Origin of the sequence: Vibrio sp. L3-7, from assembly GCF_963898195.1 — a bacterium.
In the GTDB taxonomy this organism is placed as follows: domain Bacteria; phylum Pseudomonadota; class Gammaproteobacteria; order Enterobacterales; family Vibrionaceae; genus Vibrio; species Vibrio echinoideorum.
In genome coordinates, this window is the sequence record NZ_CAWQUW010000015.1 from 39,970 (window position 1) to 59,165 (window position 19,196).

General features: G+C 44.4%; 16 protein-coding genes. 12 read left to right on the forward strand and 4 right to left on the reverse strand.

Features of this window, described 5'->3' with window-relative positions; genetic code table 11:
• Positions 1 to 156: 156 nt before the first annotated feature.
• Positions 157 to 1,308: an MFS transporter gene (locus AACW75_RS12795; RefSeq protein ID WP_017093569.1), complete on the reverse strand. Its 1,152-nt coding sequence runs from the start codon at positions 1,306 to 1,308 to the stop codon at positions 157 to 159.
• A 270-nt stretch (positions 1,309 to 1,578) separates the two neighbouring features.
• The gene (locus AACW75_RS12800; RefSeq protein ID WP_145571765.1) at positions 1,579 to 2,604 is read right to left on the reverse strand and encodes an AraC family transcriptional regulator; all 1,026 of its coding nucleotides are present in this window, start codon (positions 2,602 to 2,604) and stop codon (positions 1,579 to 1,581) included.
• Positions 2,605 to 2,907: 303 nt separating this feature from the next.
• On the opposite strand from AACW75_RS12800, the gene AACW75_RS12805 reads away from it, so the two are divergent.
• Together AACW75_RS12805 and AACW75_RS12810 are read left to right on the forward strand one after the other, a co-directional pair.
• Complete coding sequence (locus tag AACW75_RS12805) at positions 2,908 to 4,509, forward strand: long-chain-fatty-acid--CoA ligase (protein ID WP_145571767.1); 1,602 nt, start codon at positions 2,908 to 2,910, stop codon at positions 4,507 to 4,509.
• Entirely contained in the window at positions 4,502 to 6,151 is a 1,650-nt protein-coding gene (locus AACW75_RS12810) for a GMC family oxidoreductase (protein WP_108098974.1), read from the forward strand. The genes AACW75_RS12805 and AACW75_RS12810 overlap by 8 nt, the downstream gene beginning before the upstream one ends.
• Positions 6,152 to 6,308: 157 nt before the next feature.
• Here AACW75_RS12810 and trxC read toward each other — a convergent pair whose 3' ends face one another.
• Positions 6,309 to 6,743, reverse strand: a complete 435-nt coding sequence (trxC, locus tag AACW75_RS12815; protein ID WP_145571771.1) for a thioredoxin TrxC — start codon at positions 6,741 to 6,743, stop codon at positions 6,309 to 6,311.
• Between the two features lie 123 nt (positions 6,744 to 6,866).
• Here trxC and AACW75_RS12820 point away from each other — a divergent pair, with 123 nt between their 5' ends.
• From AACW75_RS12820 to AACW75_RS12840, 5 genes are all read left to right on the forward strand, one after another.
• On the forward strand, positions 6,867 to 7,964 hold the full coding sequence (locus AACW75_RS12820; protein ID WP_145571796.1) for a ketoacyl-ACP synthase III: 1,098 nt from the start codon (positions 6,867 to 6,869) through the stop codon (positions 7,962 to 7,964).
• A gap of 41 nt (positions 7,965 to 8,005) precedes the next feature.
• Positions 8,006 to 8,470, forward strand: coding sequence for a GNAT family N-acetyltransferase (locus AACW75_RS12825; RefSeq protein WP_145571798.1), 465 nt, complete (start codon positions 8,006 to 8,008; stop codon positions 8,468 to 8,470).
• 109 nt (positions 8,471 to 8,579) lie between these two features.
• Positions 8,580 to 9,812, forward strand: coding sequence for a glycosyltransferase (locus AACW75_RS12830; protein WP_145571773.1), 1,233 nt, complete (start codon positions 8,580 to 8,582; stop codon positions 9,810 to 9,812).
• Positions 9,813 to 10,014: 202 nt separating this feature from the next.
• Positions 10,015 to 10,491: a YeeE/YedE family protein gene (locus tag AACW75_RS12835; RefSeq protein WP_237297841.1), complete on the forward strand. Its 477-nt coding sequence runs from the start codon at positions 10,015 to 10,017 to the stop codon at positions 10,489 to 10,491.
• The gene (locus tag AACW75_RS12840) at positions 10,491 to 10,922 is read left to right on the forward strand and encodes a YeeE/YedE family protein (RefSeq protein ID WP_186437214.1); all 432 of its coding nucleotides are present in this window, start codon (positions 10,491 to 10,493) and stop codon (positions 10,920 to 10,922) included. The genes AACW75_RS12835 and AACW75_RS12840 overlap by 1 nt, the downstream gene beginning before the upstream one ends.
• A gap of 153 nt (positions 10,923 to 11,075) precedes the next feature.
• Here AACW75_RS12840 and AACW75_RS12845 read toward each other — a convergent pair whose 3' ends face one another.
• Positions 11,076 to 11,954 (reverse strand): endonuclease/exonuclease/phosphatase family protein, encoded by an 879-nt coding sequence (locus AACW75_RS12845; protein ID WP_145571775.1) that lies wholly within the window; start codon positions 11,952 to 11,954, stop codon positions 11,076 to 11,078.
• Positions 11,955 to 12,257: 303 nt separating this feature from the next.
• On the opposite strand from AACW75_RS12845, the gene nrdD reads away from it, so the two are divergent.
• From nrdD to AACW75_RS12870, 5 genes are all read left to right on the forward strand, one after another.
• Positions 12,258 to 14,378, forward strand: a complete 2,121-nt coding sequence (nrdD, locus tag AACW75_RS12850; protein ID WP_102268154.1) for an anaerobic ribonucleoside-triphosphate reductase — start codon at positions 12,258 to 12,260, stop codon at positions 14,376 to 14,378.
• A 124-nt stretch (positions 14,379 to 14,502) separates the two neighbouring features.
• A complete protein-coding gene (gene nrdG, locus AACW75_RS12855) occupies positions 14,503 to 14,970 on the forward strand; it encodes an anaerobic ribonucleoside-triphosphate reductase-activating protein (protein ID WP_017073492.1) in 468 nt (155 codons plus the stop codon).
• A 266-nt stretch (positions 14,971 to 15,236) separates the two neighbouring features.
• Positions 15,237 to 16,421: an amino acid aminotransferase gene (locus tag AACW75_RS12860; protein WP_029224846.1), complete on the forward strand. Its 1,185-nt coding sequence runs from the start codon at positions 15,237 to 15,239 to the stop codon at positions 16,419 to 16,421.
• A gap of 11 nt (positions 16,422 to 16,432) precedes the next feature.
• On the forward strand, positions 16,433 to 17,119 hold the full coding sequence (locus AACW75_RS12865; RefSeq protein WP_017073494.1) for an ATP-dependent zinc protease family protein: 687 nt from the start codon (positions 16,433 to 16,435) through the stop codon (positions 17,117 to 17,119).
• A gap of 290 nt (positions 17,120 to 17,409) precedes the next feature.
• On the forward strand, positions 17,410 to 19,017 hold the full coding sequence (locus tag AACW75_RS12870; RefSeq protein ID WP_081324464.1) for an ABC-F family ATPase: 1,608 nt from the start codon (positions 17,410 to 17,412) through the stop codon (positions 19,015 to 19,017).
• The last annotated feature ends 179 nt before the right edge of the window (positions 19,018 to 19,196 follow it).

Below are 19,196 nucleotides of genomic sequence, written 5' to 3' on the forward strand. Positions count from 1 at the left end.
TAGATCTTATTGTTATTGTTATTGTTATTGTTATTGTTATTGGTTTTTTTGTCGATCTTTCCTCCAGACGACATTAAACAAAAAGGGCTCTTAATTTAGACGGGAAGTCATAACTAAGAGCCCTAGTGATACCGTTCTTGTGCCTGCCTATTTGATTTACTCGCCTGCAATCTGTAGAGGAGAACGCTTTAGGCTAGCAATTAGCATGTAGATGGTTGTAGCGAGTAGAGACGCGAACAGGTAAGTGAATAATCCTGCTTGTGAATCCATAAAGCTATCTGCAACCAATGGCCCTGCTACAGAGCCGATGCTGTAACACAACAACATAACTTGAGTCACTGAAACTAAGTAGCTCGGGTCTAAGTTACGACAACCCAAGTTAATCGCAATTGGGTAAAGCGCAAATGTCGCCATACCTAACACAAACAAGCTCATACCAAGAACGTAAAAATCATGGTTGATAGTGAGCACACCAATGCTTGCAACCCCTAGCAGGCAGAATAGAGCCATTAATAACACTTGTCCTATGTGGTGAGATAACCACGTCACCATCGGTTGAACGGCCATACCACCCATAATCACTAACGCCATCAAACCGCCAATGTCTTGGTGTGCGATGTTGCGCTGAGCGAGTTCGACAGGCATCAATCCGTAAATAGACCCAAGTGTTAACCCAGATACAATACAGCCAATCAAAGCGCTGTGACTTAGCTTGCTGATTTGTTTCAGTGATAAAGACTGCGCATCGTGAATTTGTGGTGCTGTCGCTTGTCCGTACATCAATACAATGATTGCTCCAAACAGCAGGGTGAACATTGCAATGAAAGGCACGCCGCCCGTAATACCAAGGTATCCGATGCCAAGTTGACCAACGGCCGAACCGCCATATAACGAACACATGTAAACCCCTAAACGTTTCGCACGTTGAGATTCTTCACCGCTCATTAGCCAAGATTCCACAATCACAAAGATCCCAGCGACTGAGACACCCGCGACGAAACGAGCCAACAACCAAACTGATTGATGTGGCGCCAACGGTAATACAAGAATCGTGGCGATAAATACGCTAAGTGCAATGACGAACGCGTCTTTGTGACCAACGCGAGCGATCGCACGCTCAATCAATAACGTACCCGCTAAAAGGCCTGCATAAAAGGCACTCGCCAACCAACTCGATAGATTACTGTCTAAGCCATACTCAGACAGCATTAATGGTAATGAACTCATTAAGTAGCCTGAAGCGATCGCGTAAAAAGACAATGCAATAACAGGAACAGTTATGCGAGTTGTTGGTTGGGTGTTGTCCAATGCAGGAGCCTCTAAATAGTAAAAGAAACGATGAATTTTCCGCGACTATGGGGGAGAAACTGAATTGGGTAAAACGAATAAAAATGGTCGTTAAGATAAAAGAAATTTATCGTGTTTGTTGGCTAAAATACCGTTGTGATATTTCATGTTTTCGCGATATTTTCTGCGGTTAAATAGCCGATAAAGCGTTGTTCAAACGACTATTTAATTTGAAAGACGGAGAGAGATTCGTTGTATTCATCAGATTTTAATTTAGGGCGTTTAATCGTGTTAGACCACTTCTTTTCGGTATTGTCTGGGCGAGCTTCCACTCCACTTACGAAAGGCATGTCGAAAGTTAGCGCTGTCTGAAAACCCAACGCGCTCAGATATCTCTTCAATACTCATATGCGTCGATGAAAGATAGTGCCTAGAGAGGTGAAATCGCACGTGATCCAATATTTTCTGATAGCTCGTGTCTGCAGCTTTAAGGTGTCTACGTAGTGTTCTAGAAGACATTCCTAATTCTGTGGATAGCGCCTCAATGGAAGGGTAACAGCCAGGCCTTTCAATAAACATTTGTGAGATCTTTTCTTTAAGGGTGGTGGGCGCGCTGACTCTAGCCAACATGTCGTCACAGGATTTCAAACACATTTGTAACGTGATTGGGTTAGCCGTTGGTAAAGGTGAATATAGGCGTGTTGCATCGAACTGCCACTCAAGCTGCTCGCAATCAAACTCTACACGGCAACGGAAAATCTCCTGATAGAGATCGCCATAAGTAGGTTTAGGGTAAGGGAAGCGGATCACAAGAGAGGGAAACGGCTGTTGTAGCACTTCTTCACATAAACTTTGAATAGCGGAAAACCAATACTCACAACAGAAAGGCAACAAAGAGTCGAGCTCGATAAGTTGCTCAGCGCGAAAGTATCCCGTTTGATGTTCAACGGACATGGTCTTCTTGAGAACAGGGCCCGCAAGACGCAGATATTTGAAGCCCATTAAAAGAGCGTCTAACAGTGTCTCACTGCTGAACACTGCGTAACCCAACACACCAAAATCACTGAATCGGGCTTCCTGTCCAACTTTTAGTCCTAACCCCTCTACGTTGGAACTCTCAAGCGCGTTACTGAACACCGCTAATTTTTGTGCGAGCGTGATGTGGGTATCTGGCGTATTGAGCTGGAACTCATCGATGTTACTGCCTTTCAATAACGTATCGACTGTCAAGGATGATGAAAAATATCGAGACAATAGTTGAAGATCAAGAATACCAAATGCCTGCATATCCGGTTCGTAAACTGCGGTGTATTCCATAATATGCCTCTTGTTGAGTGTCCTTATTCTATCTTAACCACGAACATCTTTTCGTCGGCTGTGTTGCAATTATGTCCGAATATCACCGTTTTTTGTCTTTTTGCAACCTTTGCAGAATGTTATCAAAATGTTGTAATTTAATAAGCCATACACGGACACGTGTGCATAGGGTCGAAATAACAATAGATTAGAAACGAAAGCAAAGAGCAAATGAACATAGGTTAAACACATATTCGAAACAAAATACAACAACGTCTACGGTGACCGTGACTAACAGGTCTAAGCCGAATAAGGAGATCATGGATGCACAATCTTGCTGTTAACTTGGAGCGCAGCGCTTCGCTTTTCCCAAATAAAGTCGCTCTGCGAATGGGGACGGATGAAGTCAGCTTTTCTCAGTTGGAACAACTTTCTGGAAACGTCGCCGCTAATTTAAAGAGGCTGGGGCTCAAGAAAGGAGATAAGGTCGCGTTGTCGTGTCCGAATGTCACGTATTTCCCGATTGCCTATTATGGGATTCTAAAAGCAGGCTGCGTCGTGGTGCCTTTGAACGTGTTATTTAAAGCAAGAGAGATCGCTTACCACCTTAATGACTCGGACGCGAAAGCCTATTTATGCTTTGAGGGCAGTGAAGAGCTGCCCATCGGTCGCTATGGCTTACAAGGTTTCGAACAGGCAAACCATTGTGAACACTTTGTCGAGATGCCCATCCCAACCGGCGCAGACACGACTTCAGAAAGAAACGAGCAGCATGAATCAATCGCTGACTGGTTAGCACAACCTTTGATTCCTTTTGAGTCTGTGGCTTGCCATGATGATGATACCGCTGTGATTCTTTATACTTCAGGTACGACAGGTCAGCCAAAAGGGGCTGAGCTTTCCCACACCAACATGCAAACCAACGCGATGTCGTCACAGTATCTAATGCGATTGGAGTACAGCGACACCACAATGGCCACACTGCCTTTATTCCATAGCTTCGGCCAGACGGTGATGATGAACGCGAGTGTGCTAACAGGGTCGACCATGGTGTTGATTCCGCGTTTCGAACCGTCACTGGTGATCGACCAGATTATTAACCACAAAGTCAGCGTGTTTGCGGGCGTTCCAACCATGTATATCGCGCTATTAAAGGCGGGAGAAGACTCCTCTAGTAGTTTAGAAATAAGCAAACGCTCTGAACAGGTTAAACACAGCTTGAGGTTGGGTGTTTCTGGAGGTGCTTCTATGCCACTTGAGGTTATTCGACAGTTTGAGTCTCGCTTTGAGCTTCCAGTATTAGAAGGCTATGGTTTATCAGAAACAGCGCCAGTTGCGACCTTTAATCATATTGATGGTGACCGATTGTCTGGCAGTGTGGGGCAACCTTTGTGTGGTCACCTTATCAAGATCACTGATATACAAGGCAACTCTGTTGCAATGGGTGAATTGGGTGAAGTCTGCATCAAGAGTCCAAGTGTCATGAAAGGCTACTATCAAAGGCCAGAGGCGACAGCAGAAGCGATAAGAGACGGTTGGTTCCTAACAGGAGATATTGGACGCACCGATGAGCACGGCAACTTGTTCATTGTTGACCGCGTTAAAGACATGATCATCCGTGGGGGTTACAACGTGTATCCGCGCGAAATCGAAGAAGTATTGATGTGTCATCCTGATGTCGAAATGGTCGCGGTCGTGGGTGAACATCATGATCGCCTAGGCGAGGAGATTCACGCTCATGTGGTGCTTCACGAACATACGCAATGTGATAGTGCAGCTCTGATTACATGGTGTCGTGAGCAATTGGCCGATTACAAATATCCGCGTAAGGTATTCATTCGCAAAGCCTTACCCATGACAGCAACCGGCAAAATATTGAAGCGCGAATTGCACCCACTGGAAATAGCGGAGATGACTAATGGATAGTTATGATTTTATTGTTGTTGGCGGTGGTTCAGCTGGGTGTGTCATGGCTTCTCGGCTGTCGGAAGATCCTAATGTCACTGTTTGCTTGTTAGAAGCGGGCGGTAAAGACACGAGCCCATTCATTCATACACCCGTTGGCGTGGTGGCTATGATGCCAACCAAACTCAATAATTGGGCTTTCGAAACCGTTGAACAGCCGGGTTTAAATGGTCGTAGAGGTTATCAGCCAAGAGGTAAGACACTTGGCGGGTCTAGTTCTATCAATGCCATGATGTACGCTCGTGGGCACCGTTCCGACTACGATACATGGGCAAGCATGGGTAATGCGGGATGGAGCTATGATTCATGTCTGCCTTACTTCAAGAAAGCCGAAAACAACGAAGTTCATCAAGATGAGTTTCATGGTCAAGGTGGTCCTTTGAATGTGGCCAATCTTAGATCGCCAAGCCCTATGCTGGAACGTTATTTAACGGCGTGTGAGTCTATAGGTGTGCCTCGTAACGAGGACATTAACGGTGCTGCTCAGTTTGGGGCGATGTCGACCCAGGTCACTCAGTTAAATGGTGAACGATGCAGCGCTGCCAAGGCTTACTTAACGCCAAACCTTTCACGATCGAATCTTACGGTTGTTACTAAAGCCACTACACATAAGGTCTTGTTTGAAGGTAAGGAAGCGGTTGGCGTTGAATATGGCTCGGGCGGACAGCGTTATCAGATCAGATCCAACAAAGAGGTGATTCTATCTGCTGGCGCATTTGGTTCTCCCCAGTTGTTATTATTGTCTGGTGTCGGTGCTAAAGACGATTTGGAGGCGCATGACATCGAACAGGTTCATGAGTTGCCTGGAGTGGGCAAGAACCTGCAAGACCATATCGACTTAGTGCATTCGTACAAATGCAGCGAAAAGCGCGAAACCTTCGGCATCTCGTTGCAAATGGCCTCTGAAATGACCAAAGCTCTGCCGCTATGGCACAAAGAACGCCGTGGCAAGATGAGTAGCAACTTCGCTGAAGGGATTGGTTTTCTTTGTTCCGAAGATCATATCGCCGTGCCGGATTTAGAGTTTGTATTTGTGGTCGCTGTGGTTGATGACCATGCAAGAAAAATCCATACCAGTCATGGGTTTACCTCTCATGTCACCTTGTTGCGTCCGAAAAGCAACGGCAGCGTAACGCTCAATAGTAATGATCCTTATGATCCTCCCAAGATCGATCCTGCGTTTTTCAGTCATCCTGAAGATATGGAGATCATGATTAAGGGCTGGAAGAAGCAGTATCAAATGTTAGAGAGTTCGGCGTTTGATGACATCCGTGGCAATGCTTTCTACCCAGTAGACGCCAGTGATGACAAGGCTATCGAGCAAGATATTCGCAATCGTGCAGACACTCAGTATCACCCGGTCGGGACCTGTAAAATGGGCCCTAACAGTGATTCATTAGCCGTGGTAGATAACGATCTTAAGGTTTATGGATTGGATAATTTGAGAGTCATTGATGCTTCTGTGATGCCGACATTGATTGGGGCAAACACCAACGCGCCAACCATTATGATTGCTGAAAAAGTCGCAGATCAAATCAAAGAGGAATACGGGTTAGGTAAGCAAGCATCTAGTATTCAATCGAAAGGCGAAGCTGTGGTTTAACTCAAGAAGCGAAGTGATAACCATAAATAAAACAGTAGGTTAGATAGTCTTGATTTGATAAGACTCTCTAACCTATTTTTGTGTACTTACTTAGAACAAAGCAAAAGCTAATTCAATCGCTTAAACAATAGCTTAACCAATAGCCTAAATAATAGTGTTACTTGGTTAGAGCTTGATTAAGCCATTGATCAAATTGACCTTTTGGTAATGCACCGTTAATCGTATCGACACGTCTGCCATCTTTAAACACCATCACCGTGGGAATACTTCTGATTTGGTACATCGCGGCAAGCTGTTGCTGAGCTTCAGTATCAATCTTAACGAATCGAACATCTCCAGAGCGCTCTTTTGCAACGTCGCTGAACACAGGTGCAAAACCCACGCATGGGTTACACCATGTCGCCCAGAAATCGACAACCACAGGCTGTGAACTGTTCAAGATAGATTGGAAATTAAGTGACGTTCCCTCGATAGGAGCGCCATCGAGCAATGCTGTTTTGCATTTACCACAAGTTGGGCTTTCTGAAATTCTTTCTGAAGGAACTCGGTTTACGCCCTTACAAGATGGGCAACGTGTGTTGAATGTAGACATAACTTTCTCTTTTTATTGTCACTTCCGTGTCTAACGCGATTTACGAATCGACCACGGAACGCATATACTGTTTAAAACTAGAATACGATACTTAAATAAAAACAAACAATAAATAGGTAAATGATGACAAAATTTTACGCCGAAATTACTGGTTGGGGAAAGTGTCTGCCACCAGCCGTGCTGTCTAATGACGATTTAAGTACTTTCATTGATACCTCAGATGAGTGGATTCGTACCCGAACAGGCATCGAAAACCGTCGTATCAGTCATGTAAATACCTCTGAACTTGCCACTGTTGCAGCGAAGCATGCAATGGCATGTGCTGGCCTGACCGCTGATGATATCGATATTGTGATCATCGCGACGTGCAGCCCAGACTCCCTTATCCCAAATACCGCGTCTAAAGTTCAACAGAACTTAGGCATTAAGAGCGCAGCGGCTTTCGACCTCAACGCGGCATGTACTGGATTCATTTACGGTGTTGAAACCGCGACTCGACTGATTCAAGCGGGTAACTACCGTAATGCTATCGTTGTGGGTGCTGAGCGTCTTTCATTCTTCATTGATTGGACTAAGCGTGATACTGCAGTTCTTTTCGGTGATGGCGCTGGCGCTGTGGTTCTATCTCGCACTGAAGAACAAGTCGGCTTACAAGAAGCTCAGATCGGTTGTGATGCTGAAGGCCGTGATATTCTAGCGGTACCAAAATTCGGTACTTCTATGGATCGCTTTGCGGCTGATAACGGTTACTGGGACTTTGATTTCGTTGGTAAAGAGATCTTCAAGCGTGCAGTGAAAGGCATGGGCGCAGCGGCACACACAGTACTGAGCCGCACAGGTATCTCAACCGATAACATTGACGTTGTGATTCCGCACCAAGCGAACATCCGCATTATTCAAACCCTGTGTGATATGGCGGGTATTGAGCGCGATAAAGCGTTTGTTAACATCCAAAACTACGGCAACACATCGGCAGCCACTGTGCCAATTGCATTGTGTGAATCGTTAGAACAAGGTTTCGTTAAGCCTAACAACAATATTCTTGTTGCGGCATTTGGTGCAGGTTTAACGTGGGGTGCTGGCCATATTAAATGGGGTAGTCGCGTTGAACCGTTAGGTCAATCGGATGCTAAGCTTCCAGAAGCTGATAAATCCGCTTTAGAGCTTCTAGAAAGAGCCATTTTACACTGTAAAACACACCCGAATTCAACGAACGAATAACGCTGATGAGCCCAATTCGTCTTGTAAGCAAAGTACGTCTTATGACTAAAGCCGACCTCGATGGGGCGGCTTTAGTCCACCAAGCAACGTTTGTTCGACAAAAGAACTCAAGATGTTGGTTACAATGTAACTTAAGTGCTGCGCCACGTTTTCTTAACTTTGTTGCAGAGAGCGAAGGCGAGATTGTTGGTTACATTATTTGGGTTCAGAAGAGTGGGTTTAGACCTCAAGCTGTATTGGAGTTAGAACAACTTGCTGTATTGCCAAGCGCACAGGGCAAAGGATTGGGTAAAAAGCTGATTCTAGATTCCCTGCCGCAAGTAAAGCAGCAGCTAGCGCAGCAAGGGTCAACACTAAAGCATGTTCTGGTTACCACCAGAGCAGACAATTTTGCACAAAAACTGTATCAGTCAACATTGGGTGCAGAGGTCGAAACCACGATTTCAAACCTGTACTCTGCTGACGAAGTGCTTATGATAGCTCGCAATGTGGGTGAACGGATCTGATCGCTGAGTTATTGGAACTGATAGTTGTCAGCGATATAAGTCGGCCATCAGCGATAAATATTTGACTAGGGACTTGTAGAGTCCCTTTTGTTATTTCTTAGGAAGTGTTTTGAAGAAAGTTTTAGCGATTGGCTACGTTTGGCCAGAACCGAACTCATCGGCGGCAGGCAGCCATATGATGTCTCTTTTACGCCTGTTCAAGAGACAAGGTTGGTCCGTTGAATTTGCAACACCAGCTCAAGAAACCGAGCACATGATTGATCTCTCTGAAGAGGGCATCACAAGCCAATCTATACAGTTAAATTGCGATAGCTTTGACCAGTACATTGAAGAGCTACAACCTGATGTCGTGATGTTTGACCGTTTCATGATGGAAGAGCAGTTTGGTTGGCGCGTGGAAAAAGTATGCCCGAATGCCTTTAAGTTACTGGATACGGAAGATTTACAGTTCCTACGTAATGCTCGACACGAAGCTGTTAAGAAAGAAACAGAACTGACTAAAGCGCATTTGTACAGTGACTTGGCTAAACGTGAAATTGCCGCGATTTTACGCTGTGATCTTTCGTTGATCATTTCTAGCTATGAGATGGATCTGCTTAAATCTGAGTTCAATATCGATCCAACACTGCTTCATCACTTGCCGTTCATGGTTGATCTCAACACTCTAGCTGAAAGCACGAAAAGCTTTGAAGAGCGTAAGCATTTCATGACGATAGGTAACTTCAGACACGCACCGAACTGGGATGCCGTACTTCAGTTACAAAAGATTTGGCCGAAGATTCGTAAGCAGTTGCCTGACACAGAACTTCACATTTATGGATCGTACCCGCCACCGAAAGCGACGGCATTGCATAACCCTAAAACTGGTTTCCATATCAAAGGTTGGGCGAAAGACGCTCAAGAAGTGATGGAACAAGCTCGTGTGTGTGTTGCACCCCTTCGATTTGGTGCGGGCATTAAAGGTAAGCTGCTAGATGCGATGAAACTACAAACTCCGAACGTGACCAGTGAAATTGGTAGCGAAGGCATGTTACCGCAAGGCGAACTGCAATGGCCTGGCGCGGTTGCCGATGATATCTACGAGTTTGTTGAAGCTGCAGTTGCCCTCTATAAAGATGAAGAGAAGTGGCTGAAAGCACAAAGCCAATGTCATTCAATCCTTGAAGCGTACTACGAGCAGAATCAACTCGGCGACGCACTGATTGAGCGATTAACGGCGTTAGAGTCTGAACTTGAATCTCATCGACTAGATAACTTCTTTGGCTCGATGCTCAAGCACCACAGCATGGCGAGCACCAAGTACATGTCGCAGTGGATAGCTGAAAAGAATAAGACTAAGTAACTGATAAAATATAACCGAATCAAATAATAAGCCCTTAGGTTAACGCCTAGGGGCTTTTTCATGCGGGACGTTTTTTAATTCCAGACTTACAAACCGAAACATACTAGCGCTACATTAGCATTGACTAATTTACTTTTATTAGTAAACTCTAATTTATAGGTTGTTATGAGTTTATGATGTTTGTGGATAGGAGAGGTCGGTGATGGGTTTAATACCTTGGGATGCATTGTTCGGTGGCATGTTGTTAGGTGCGTCGGCAATTATACTTATGTTAGGCATAGGGCGAGTAGCAGGAATCAGCGGTATTGTTAGTCGACTACTGCCATCAGGTTCGAATAATAGTGCAAGCAAGGCTTCTCAATCAGGTACGGGTAACAACGTTGAGAAGACCGAAAAGCACTGGCGCATCGCCTTTGTTGTGGGAGTGATCATAAGTGGTTGGCTATTAATCCCAACAGGTTATCAACTTCCACAGTTAGAAGAGATGAATTTCGTTTTAGTCATTATCGCTGGTCTTTTGGTGGGCTTCGGGACTAAAACAGCAAACGGTTGTACTAGCGGCCATGGCATTGTGGGAATGGCTCGTTTATCTAAACGTTCTATTGTTGCGACCTGCGTATTTATGGGCGTGGCAATCGTAACCGTGTTTATCAAGAACCTGATTGGCTTGGGGGCATAATGAAAAACGCTTCATTTACTATCGTTGTCGGTTTGGTCGCAGGTGTTCTGTTTGGGTCAGGAATGATTATCTCAGGCATGGTTGATCCTGAGAAGGTACTCGGCTTCCTAGACATTACCGGTAGCTGGGACATTAACTTGGCATTCGTCATGGGTGGCGCGCTATTGGTCTTCGCACCGTTTTATCATCTGGTCATTAAAAAGCGCGCAAAAGCCATCAATGGTGAACCTTTAGATAGCAGTAATAATCCACTAATAGATAGAAAGTTGATCTTGGGTTCAACTGCTTTTGGTTTAGGCTGGGGGATTGCAGGCTTTTGCCCAGGCCCAGCAGTAACCAGCCTAAGTGGCGGCAACCCGACGGTGTGGGTGTTTATGGTCAGCATGCTGGTGGGAATGTGGATAGCGGGCCGTACAAACAAAACCTGTTAGCATGATACCTATCATTTATAGCATGGGCTTTGAGATGTTTCGCTCTGGGCTGACACAATAGAGAGGTTGACTCGCTTTAAGTAGAAGGCTAATCAGCCTCTTTCTATATCTACTGTTTTCTATTATCTGCACTTATCTACAATTATCTATAACTTACTGTTTGATCGTTGTTGAAACAGGGCAGTGGTCGCTGAGTTTGTAGTCGAGCACATCTTGCGTTTCAAATACCTTTTGCTTCGCAGGAGAAGCATCTAAGGACTTGCTCACCACAATATGATCGATCACCGAACGAAACTGATGTGTGCGATGATTATTGCGGTTTGAGCGTACCTTACAATCTGCTCGAGTTTTTCTTGTCGCCAACTGAGCATTGGTATTTTGCGTCAAATCTTTCCACATCCAATCTCTTGAATAGGAGAGGTTATGGTTAAAGTCGCCCAGAATCGCGTAGTCTTCGCCTTTACGTTCTCTTTGCTGTATCCACTTATTCAGTTGTTGAGCTTGGTCTTTGAGCCTTGAACAGTCACGGTTAGACTTATACGCGCCGCTGCAACCCGCCTTTAAATGCACTGACAACATGTGAATTGGCTTTGCATCCCTTTCTAACACTATATAACTGGCGAACCTCAGCTTACTATTAGCACTCGTTTCAAGAGGAAAATCAGCGTAGTTGGTCAGTGCTATTCCTTTACGTACCGCGAAACCTGTGTATTGGTTCACTTCTTTGAATTGATGGTTGTTGTTTTTTGGCAATGCTCGGTCAGACATTAATATATCGTAGTGATCGCCAGCAATATGCTGAATAGCTTTCACATCATCGACCTCTTGAAAAGCGACAACATCGGCATCTAAGGATCGGAAATACTGTTCGAGTTTATCGAAATCCGCTTGAGCACGTTTGGAAGAAAACTTATTCACAGCCTCGTTGGTTGATAACCATTCGATATTCCAACTGGATATGCTCAAAGGTTCAGCAAATGCATGGCTACTGATTAAGCAACCTAACAATATCCAATTTTGAAGTCGTTTCATTCCAAATATCCCTAATTCTGTCATCCAATATAGTTGAGCCGTTATCCTACAACACTTACCAAAAATTCAACTCTTTTTAGCAGTTTTTTTATTGTTACATTGTTTCTTTTCGACTTGAGAACTAGCGTAATAATATTGAATTTATCTTGTTCAGCCTGAGCGTTTTATTGATCCAAATCAATACTCAAAGTTGGTGGTTCTCGTTAAATACGCCACAATATCTAGTGTTAGTTAAACGATAAATCGCTCTATGTAGTGTGTTTGTGGATAAGTCTGTGAATACCTTAAGAGTAAGGAGAAGTGGTGAAATCAATCGTAATCAAGCGTGATGGCTCAAGAGCTCCATTCAGTAGAGATCGTATCCAAGCTGCAGTGGAAGCAGCATCAGACAAAGCCGATAAGGAAATTGCTATTTATGCTCTGAATGTGGCATTAGCAGTTGAGTTGAAGCTCGAAGACTACGATGAAGTTCATATTTCTGAAATTCAGACTTTGGTCGAGAACGAGCTAATGCAGGGACCGTATAAGTCTCTGGCTCGTGCCTACATTGAATATCGTCATGACCGCGACATCGCACGTGAAAAGCAAAGCGCTTTAACACGTGAGATCGAAGGTTTGATCGAAGAAAGCAATGTTGATCTGATCAATGAGAATGCCAACAAAGACGGTAAAGTTATCCCAACTCAGCGTGATTTGCTGGCGGGTATCGTGGCTAAACACTATGCAAAAACTCACATTTTGCCGCGTGACATCGTACAAGCTCACGAGTGTGGTGACATTCACTACCACGATCTAGACTACGCGCCGTTCTTCCCAATGTTTAACTGTATGCTTATCGATCTGAAAGGCATGTTAACGCATGGCTTCAAGATGGGTAACGCTGAAATCGACACACCTAAGTCTATTTCAACGGCGACAGCGGTAACCGCGCAGATCATCGCACAAGTAGCGAGCCACATCTACGGCGGTACCACGATTAACCGTATCGACGAGGTTCTAGAGCCTTACGTAATGGCGAGCTACGAGAAGCATTTATCACTAGCGAAAGAGTGGGACATTCATAGCCCTGAAGCTTTTGCTATCTCTCGTACAGAGAAAGAGTGTTACGACGCGTTCCAATCTTTGGAATACGAAGTAAACACGCTACACACGGCTAACGGTCAAACACCATTCGTGACGTTTGGTTTTGGTCTAGGCGAAAGCTGGGGTTCGAAACTTATCCAGCAATCTATCTTGAAAAACCGCATCGCAGGTTTGGGTAAGAACCGCAAAACAGCGGTATTCCCTAAACTGGTGTTTGCAATCAAAGATGGTTTGAACCACCAGAAGCAAGATCCAAACTACGACATCAAGCAACTAGCGCTTGAATGTGCGTCTAAGCGTATGTACCCAGATATTCTTAACTACGACAAAGTGGTAGAAGTGACAGGGTCATTTAAAACGCCTATGGGCTGCCGTAGCTTCTTGAATACTTACGAAGAAAACGGTGAGTTGATTCACGAAGGCCGTAACAACTTAGGTGTTGTTAGCTTGAACTTGCCACGTATTGCGATTAACGCAAAACAAGATATGACTAAGTTTTACGAGCTGCTTGATGAAAAACTGAAGCTAGCTCGTCGTGCTCTAGAAACTCGTATCTCGCGTCTAGAAAACGTGAAAGCGCGTGTTGCGCCAATCCTATACATGGAAGGTGCGTGTGGCGTTCGCTTGAAAGCAGACGATTCTATTGCCGATATCTTCAAGAATGGCCGTGCGTCAGTTTCTCTTGGTTACATTGGTATCCATGAAGCGATGACAGCCCTTTACGGCACTGACGTTCACCTGTACGACGATGGCGAAATGCGTGCTAAAGCGCTTGAGCTGGTGGAGTACATGAAACGTGAAGTGGAATCTTGGACAAAAGAGACAGGTTACGCGTTCAGCCTATACGGCACACCAAGTGAAAACCTATGTAGCCGTTTCTGCAGCATCGATACCAAAGAGTTTGGTGTGATTGATGGCGTAACAGACCGTGGTTACTACACCAACAGCTTCCACTTAGACGTACAGAAGAAAGTGAACCCATACGACAAGATCGATTTCGAGATGCCTTATCCAGAAATCTCTAGCGGTGGTTTCATCTGTTACGGCGAATTCCCGAACATGCAGAAGAACATCGAAGCGCTAGAAAACGTATGGGACTACAGCTACACGCGTGTTCCTTACTATGGCACCAACACGCCGATTGATGAGTGTTACGAATGTGGTTACAACGGTGAGTTCGACTGTACGAGTAAAGGCTTTACATGTCCTAAGTGTGGCAACCATGACTCAACCAAAGTGTCAGTAACACGCCGCGTTTGTGGTTACCTTGGTAGCCCAGATGCACGACCATTTAACTTCGGTAAGCAAGAAGAAGTTAAACGCCGCGTGAAGCACCTTTAGTCAGGCCTAAGAGCATTAGAAATAAGATTGGTATCGGCTCAATGTCGATACCAATTCATTTGTTTCACTTCTCGCTACTTTCAAGTTAAACCATTAAGCAATCACGAGTTTTCAATACTGCCTTATGAATTATCATCAATATCACCCAATCGACGTTGTAAACGGCCCAGGAACACGATGCACTTTGTTTGTGTCGGGTTGTGTGCACCAGTGCCGTGGGTGTTATAACCAGTCGACGCAAAGGTTGGACTCTGGGCATTTGTTCACTCAAGAACTGCAAGACCAAATTATTGCTGATCTTAACGATCCGCGGATCAAACGTCGTGGTTTATCGCTTTCTGGTGGTGACCCTCTGCATCCTGCAAACGTGTCTGAAGTACTTAAGTTGGTTCAGAGAGTAAGGGCGGAATGTGCTGGGAAAGACATTTGGATGTGGACGGGTTACGAACTCGACGAATTGGATGATAAACAGAAACAAGTACTTGAATACGTGGATACTTTGATTGACGGTCGCTTCGAGCAAGACAAAGCGGATCCAATGTTAGATTGGAGAGGCAGCTCAAACCAAATTATTCATCGGTTCCAACTTTAGTGGACTAACGTAAATTTACGACATCCTACATTAGTACAAATAGTTAGCCTCAGCCCCTCTGCTGAGGCTTTTTTATTTTATGACGCAGTTAAATTTGTAAATTGATGGAATATTGAACTATCAGGAGTAGGGATTGCTAGGATGCACTGGATTCAACTAGAGTTATCTCCTAAAAATCAAAACTTTGATGAATTTCTGTTTCTTAAATTGTAAATAAAATGATAACTTGGAGGTCATTACTTGAATTTCAAAGGGTTGTGACTTTCATGTTTTCACATCTACCAAAACCAACTTTAGATCCAATTCTATCTCTATCTGTCGCTTACCGCGGTGATCCTCGCACTGATAAAGTCGATTTAGGCATTGGTGTTTACAAAAACGATCAAGGTGAGACACCTATCATGAAAGCCGTTTCTATGGCTCAAGATATTGTTGTCGAAACTCAAAAAACCAAAGCTTACGTTGGCCTAGCCGGCTGTGAAGAGTTTAACCAGAGTATGGTTGATCTGCTGCTTAAAGGGACTTCTGCAATGGGTCGCGTTGCTGCGATTCAAACACCAGGTGCAAGTGGTGCACTTCGTATGTTGGGTGACTTGATGAAAGTTTCTCAGCCAGACACGACAGTTTGGATTTCAAACCCAAGCTACGTTAACCACAAACCGGTGATGGAAGCGGCTGGCTTAAAAGTTCGCTACTATAATTACTTCAGTCCTGAAACGAAGCAAGTTGATACTGCAAAAATGCTGGAAGACCTATCGAAAGCCGGTCCTTCAGATGTGGTACTACTGCACGGTTGTTGTCATAACCCAACGGGTGCCGACATCAACTTTGAAGCATGGCAGGAAATTACCAAACTATCACAGAAAAATGGTTTCTTACCGTTCGTCGATATCGCCTATCAAGGTTTTGGTGACGGCCTAGAAGAAGACGCGAAAGGTCTTCAGCATATGGCTAACAATGTTGAAGAAATGCTTATCACGACATCTTGTTCGAAGAATTTTGGTTTGTACCGCGAAAGAACGGGTGCAGCTATCGTGATCGGTAAAAACAGCGAACATGTTGGCAATGCCAAAGGTAAGCTTCTCACGCTTGCTCGTTCAACTTACACAATGCCGCCAGATCATGGTGCCGCTTTGGTTAAAACAATTCTTCAGAATCAAGAGCTAACCACGATTTGGAAACAAGAGCTGAGCGAAATGCAGCAACGTTTGATAAATCTGCGTCAAAGCTTATGCGATGAATTGCGAAATACTTACAACACGTCACACTTTGATTTCATTGAAAGCCATAAAGGTATGTTTACTGTACTAGGCTTTAAAGAAACTCAGATGAATCAATTACGTGAAGAATATGGAATCTACGGTGTTGGTGATGGACGCATCAATATTGCAGGTCTTTCTGAATCCCATATCCCTTATGTAGCAAAAGCGATTGCCAACGTATCAAAATAGAAGGTGACTGAATGTATAACTGGAAAGCGATTATAACTCTAATGTTAAGTGGCGGTCTTTTTGCTTGTTCGACGACGACTCAGGTTCCTGTCGAGCCAGAGCAAAAGCCTCAAGTAGAACAACCGGTTGTTGATGATTCTTCGAAAGGTGATGTAACTGAAGGCGAGAAAGTAACAGAACCTACAGAGAAGCCAGACGAAGTAAAACCAACTGAGCCAGAGAAAAAACCTGTACCCGTTGAAAAACCAGTAGAAAAAGTAACAAAGACAAGCGATGGTAAACTGATCCTTGGTGAAGAAGAGTGGGTGTTTGTCCCTGGTCTTAAAGAAGCATTTAAAGCTCGTGTAGATACGGGTGCTACAACTTCTTCAATCAGTGCGGTGGATATCGTTGATTTTGAACGTGACGGAAAAGACTGGGTTAAGTTCAAGATTGAACATGACGGTATAACAACTGAAGAGGTCAGCCTACCTGTAGAGCGTTGGGTTAAGATCAAGCAATCGAGCGCTGAAGGTACACAACGACGCGCTGTGGTTGTAGCTGCGATTCAAATTGGTGATCTAAAAGATAAAACCGAGTTTACGTTAGCAGACCGAACGCATCTTTCTTTCCCACTCCTGTTGGGTAGAAGTTTCTTCAGAGACGTTGCGGTTGTCGATGTGGGCCAGAAATATGTTCAGAAAAAAATAACTAAATAGCGAGAAGCTGTAGTAGTTCAGACGAGATCTGACACTTTTATTTTTGATAAATGGAATCCCTGCTAATGGAATTGGCGGGGATTTTTTCTATTTATGGCGTAATAACCGACTAAATGCACTTAATTGTGAATTGTTCGCTATCCGTTCACTGTTTAACCTCGACAATGTGATCCTGATCTCTATATAATCCGCGCTTCGTTTTATGTTTAATCCATATTTTTATATTTCTTGTTTAGGCGCGTCAATCCGCCTAATAATTATCTGTCAGTACACGCTTAGGAATTAGTTCTTTGATATCTACCGCGAACATCACAATGCAATTTGGCGCAGAGCCGCTGTTTGAAAACATCTCTGCTAAATTTGGTAACGGCAACCGCTATGGTTTGATCGGCGCCAATGGTTGCGGAAAATCAACGTTCATGAAAATCCTAAGTGGGGCATTAGCGCCAAGTTCGGGCAACGTTTCTATTACTCCAGGAGAAAAACTGGGTGTCCTAAGCCAAGATCAGTTCGCTTTTGAACAATACAGCGTTATCGACGTTGTGATCATGGGTGATAGAAAACTGTGGGAAGTAAAACAAGAACGTGACCGCATTTACTCTTTGCCAGAAATGAGCGAAGACGATGGCATGAAAGTCGCGGAACTTGAAAGCGAATTCGCGGAAATGGATGGCTACACAGCAGAAAGCCGTGCAGGTGACATCCTAATTCAAGCGGGTATCGAAGAAGAGTTTCACTTCGGCTTGATGCAGCAAGTTGCTCCAGGTTGGAAACTGCGTGTGCTATTGGCGCAAGCATTGTTCGCGAACCCAGATATCCTGCTTCTTGATGAACCAACCAACAACTTGGACATTCACACGATTAACTGGCTTGCTGAAGAGTTAAACCAGCGTAAATGTACAATGATCATCATTTCGCACGATAGACACTTCCTGAACTCGGTATGTACGCATATGGCGGATATCGACTACGGCGAGCTACGCGTTTACCCTGGTAACTACGAGTACTTCCTAGAAGCGTCTGGCTTGATTCGTGATCAACTACTAGCTAACAACGCTAAGAAAGCGGCTGAGATAAGCGAGCTTCAAGACTTCGTAAACCGCTTTGGTGCAAACGCATCTAAAGCAAAACAAGCAAGCTCTCGTGCCAAGAAGATGGATAAAATCACGCTTGATGAAGTGAAGTCATCAAGCCGTATGAGCCCATCAATTGATTTTGGTGAAGGTAAGAAACTGCACCGCCAAGCACTAGAGCTTAAAGAGCTTGGCCATGGTTTTGATGGAGAGACTCTGTTCTCTGATGGTAATCTGTTACTCGAAGCAGGGACACGTCTTGCGGTTATCGGTGAGAACGGTGTAGGTAAAACCACCCTGTTAAAATGCCTAGTTCAAGAACTGGAGCAAAATGAAGGTATCGTTAAGTGGTCTGAAAATGCTTCTGTAGGTTACTGCCCGCAAGATAGCACAACTGACTTTGATAACGATCTGAGCATCTTTGATTGGATCTCACAATGGCGTACAGTGAAGCACGATGATCTAATGGTACGTGGCATTCTTGGTCGTCTATTGTTTACTGCTGATGATGCGAACAAGCAAGCTCGCAATTGTTCAGGTGGTGAGAAGAACCGTCTATTATTTGGCAAGCTAATGATGCAAGACATCAACGTGCTTGTTATGGACGAACCAACTAACCACATGGACATGGAAGCAATCCAAGCGCTTAATGATGCACTGAAGGTTTACACTGGCACGCTTATTTTTGTCAGCCATGACCGCGAGTTTGTTTCGTCATTAGCGACACACATTATTGATGTGAAAGACCAACAGTTGGTAAGCTTCCAAGGTACTTACGAAGAGTACTTAGATCATCAGAAAAAGATGCTGATGGTTGCTCTGTAGAAGTAAATTGCTCGCTAAGTGTTAATACAGCTAAAAGCGAGCGATAACTGCAACAATAAAAAGCCCCGAGCATGATTATGCTCGGGGCTTTTTTATTTCGTGTCGTTGTATCATTGCTTATGAACGACACCTAACTTAGAAGTAGCTATAACTTAGAAGTAACTCTAGCTTAGGTGTAG

Bases quoted from the DNA above. Each gene is read 5' to 3' on its own strand.
- AACW75_RS12800 (WP_145571765.1), bottom strand. From the start codon at position 2,604: ATGGAATACACCGCAGTTTACGAACCGGATATGCAGGCATTTGGTATT.
- AACW75_RS12805 (WP_145571767.1), top strand. From the start codon at position 2,908: ATGCACAATCTTGCTGTTAACTTGGAGCGCAGCGCTTCGCTTTTCCCA.
- AACW75_RS12810 (WP_108098974.1), top strand. From the start codon at position 4,502: ATGGATAGTTATGATTTTATTGTTGTTGGCGGTGGTTCAGCTGGGTGT.
- trxC (WP_145571771.1), bottom strand. From the start codon at position 6,743: ATGTCTACATTCAACACACGTTGCCCATCTTGTAAGGGCGTAAACCGA.
- AACW75_RS12820 (WP_145571796.1), top strand. From the start codon at position 6,867: ATGACAAAATTTTACGCCGAAATTACTGGTTGGGGAAAGTGTCTGCCA.
- AACW75_RS12825 (WP_145571798.1), top strand. From the start codon at position 8,006: ATGACTAAAGCCGACCTCGATGGGGCGGCTTTAGTCCACCAAGCAACG.
- AACW75_RS12835 (WP_237297841.1), top strand. From the start codon at position 10,015: ATGGGTTTAATACCTTGGGATGCATTGTTCGGTGGCATGTTGTTAGGT.
- AACW75_RS12840 (WP_186437214.1), top strand. From the start codon at position 10,491: ATGAAAAACGCTTCATTTACTATCGTTGTCGGTTTGGTCGCAGGTGTT.
- AACW75_RS12845 (WP_145571775.1), bottom strand. From the start codon at position 11,954: ATGAAACGACTTCAAAATTGGATATTGTTAGGTTGCTTAATCAGTAGC.
- nrdG (WP_017073492.1), top strand. From the start codon at position 14,503: ATGAATTATCATCAATATCACCCAATCGACGTTGTAAACGGCCCAGGA.
- AACW75_RS12860 (WP_029224846.1), top strand. From the start codon at position 15,237: ATGTTTTCACATCTACCAAAACCAACTTTAGATCCAATTCTATCTCTA.
- AACW75_RS12865 (WP_017073494.1), top strand. From the start codon at position 16,433: ATGTATAACTGGAAAGCGATTATAACTCTAATGTTAAGTGGCGGTCTT.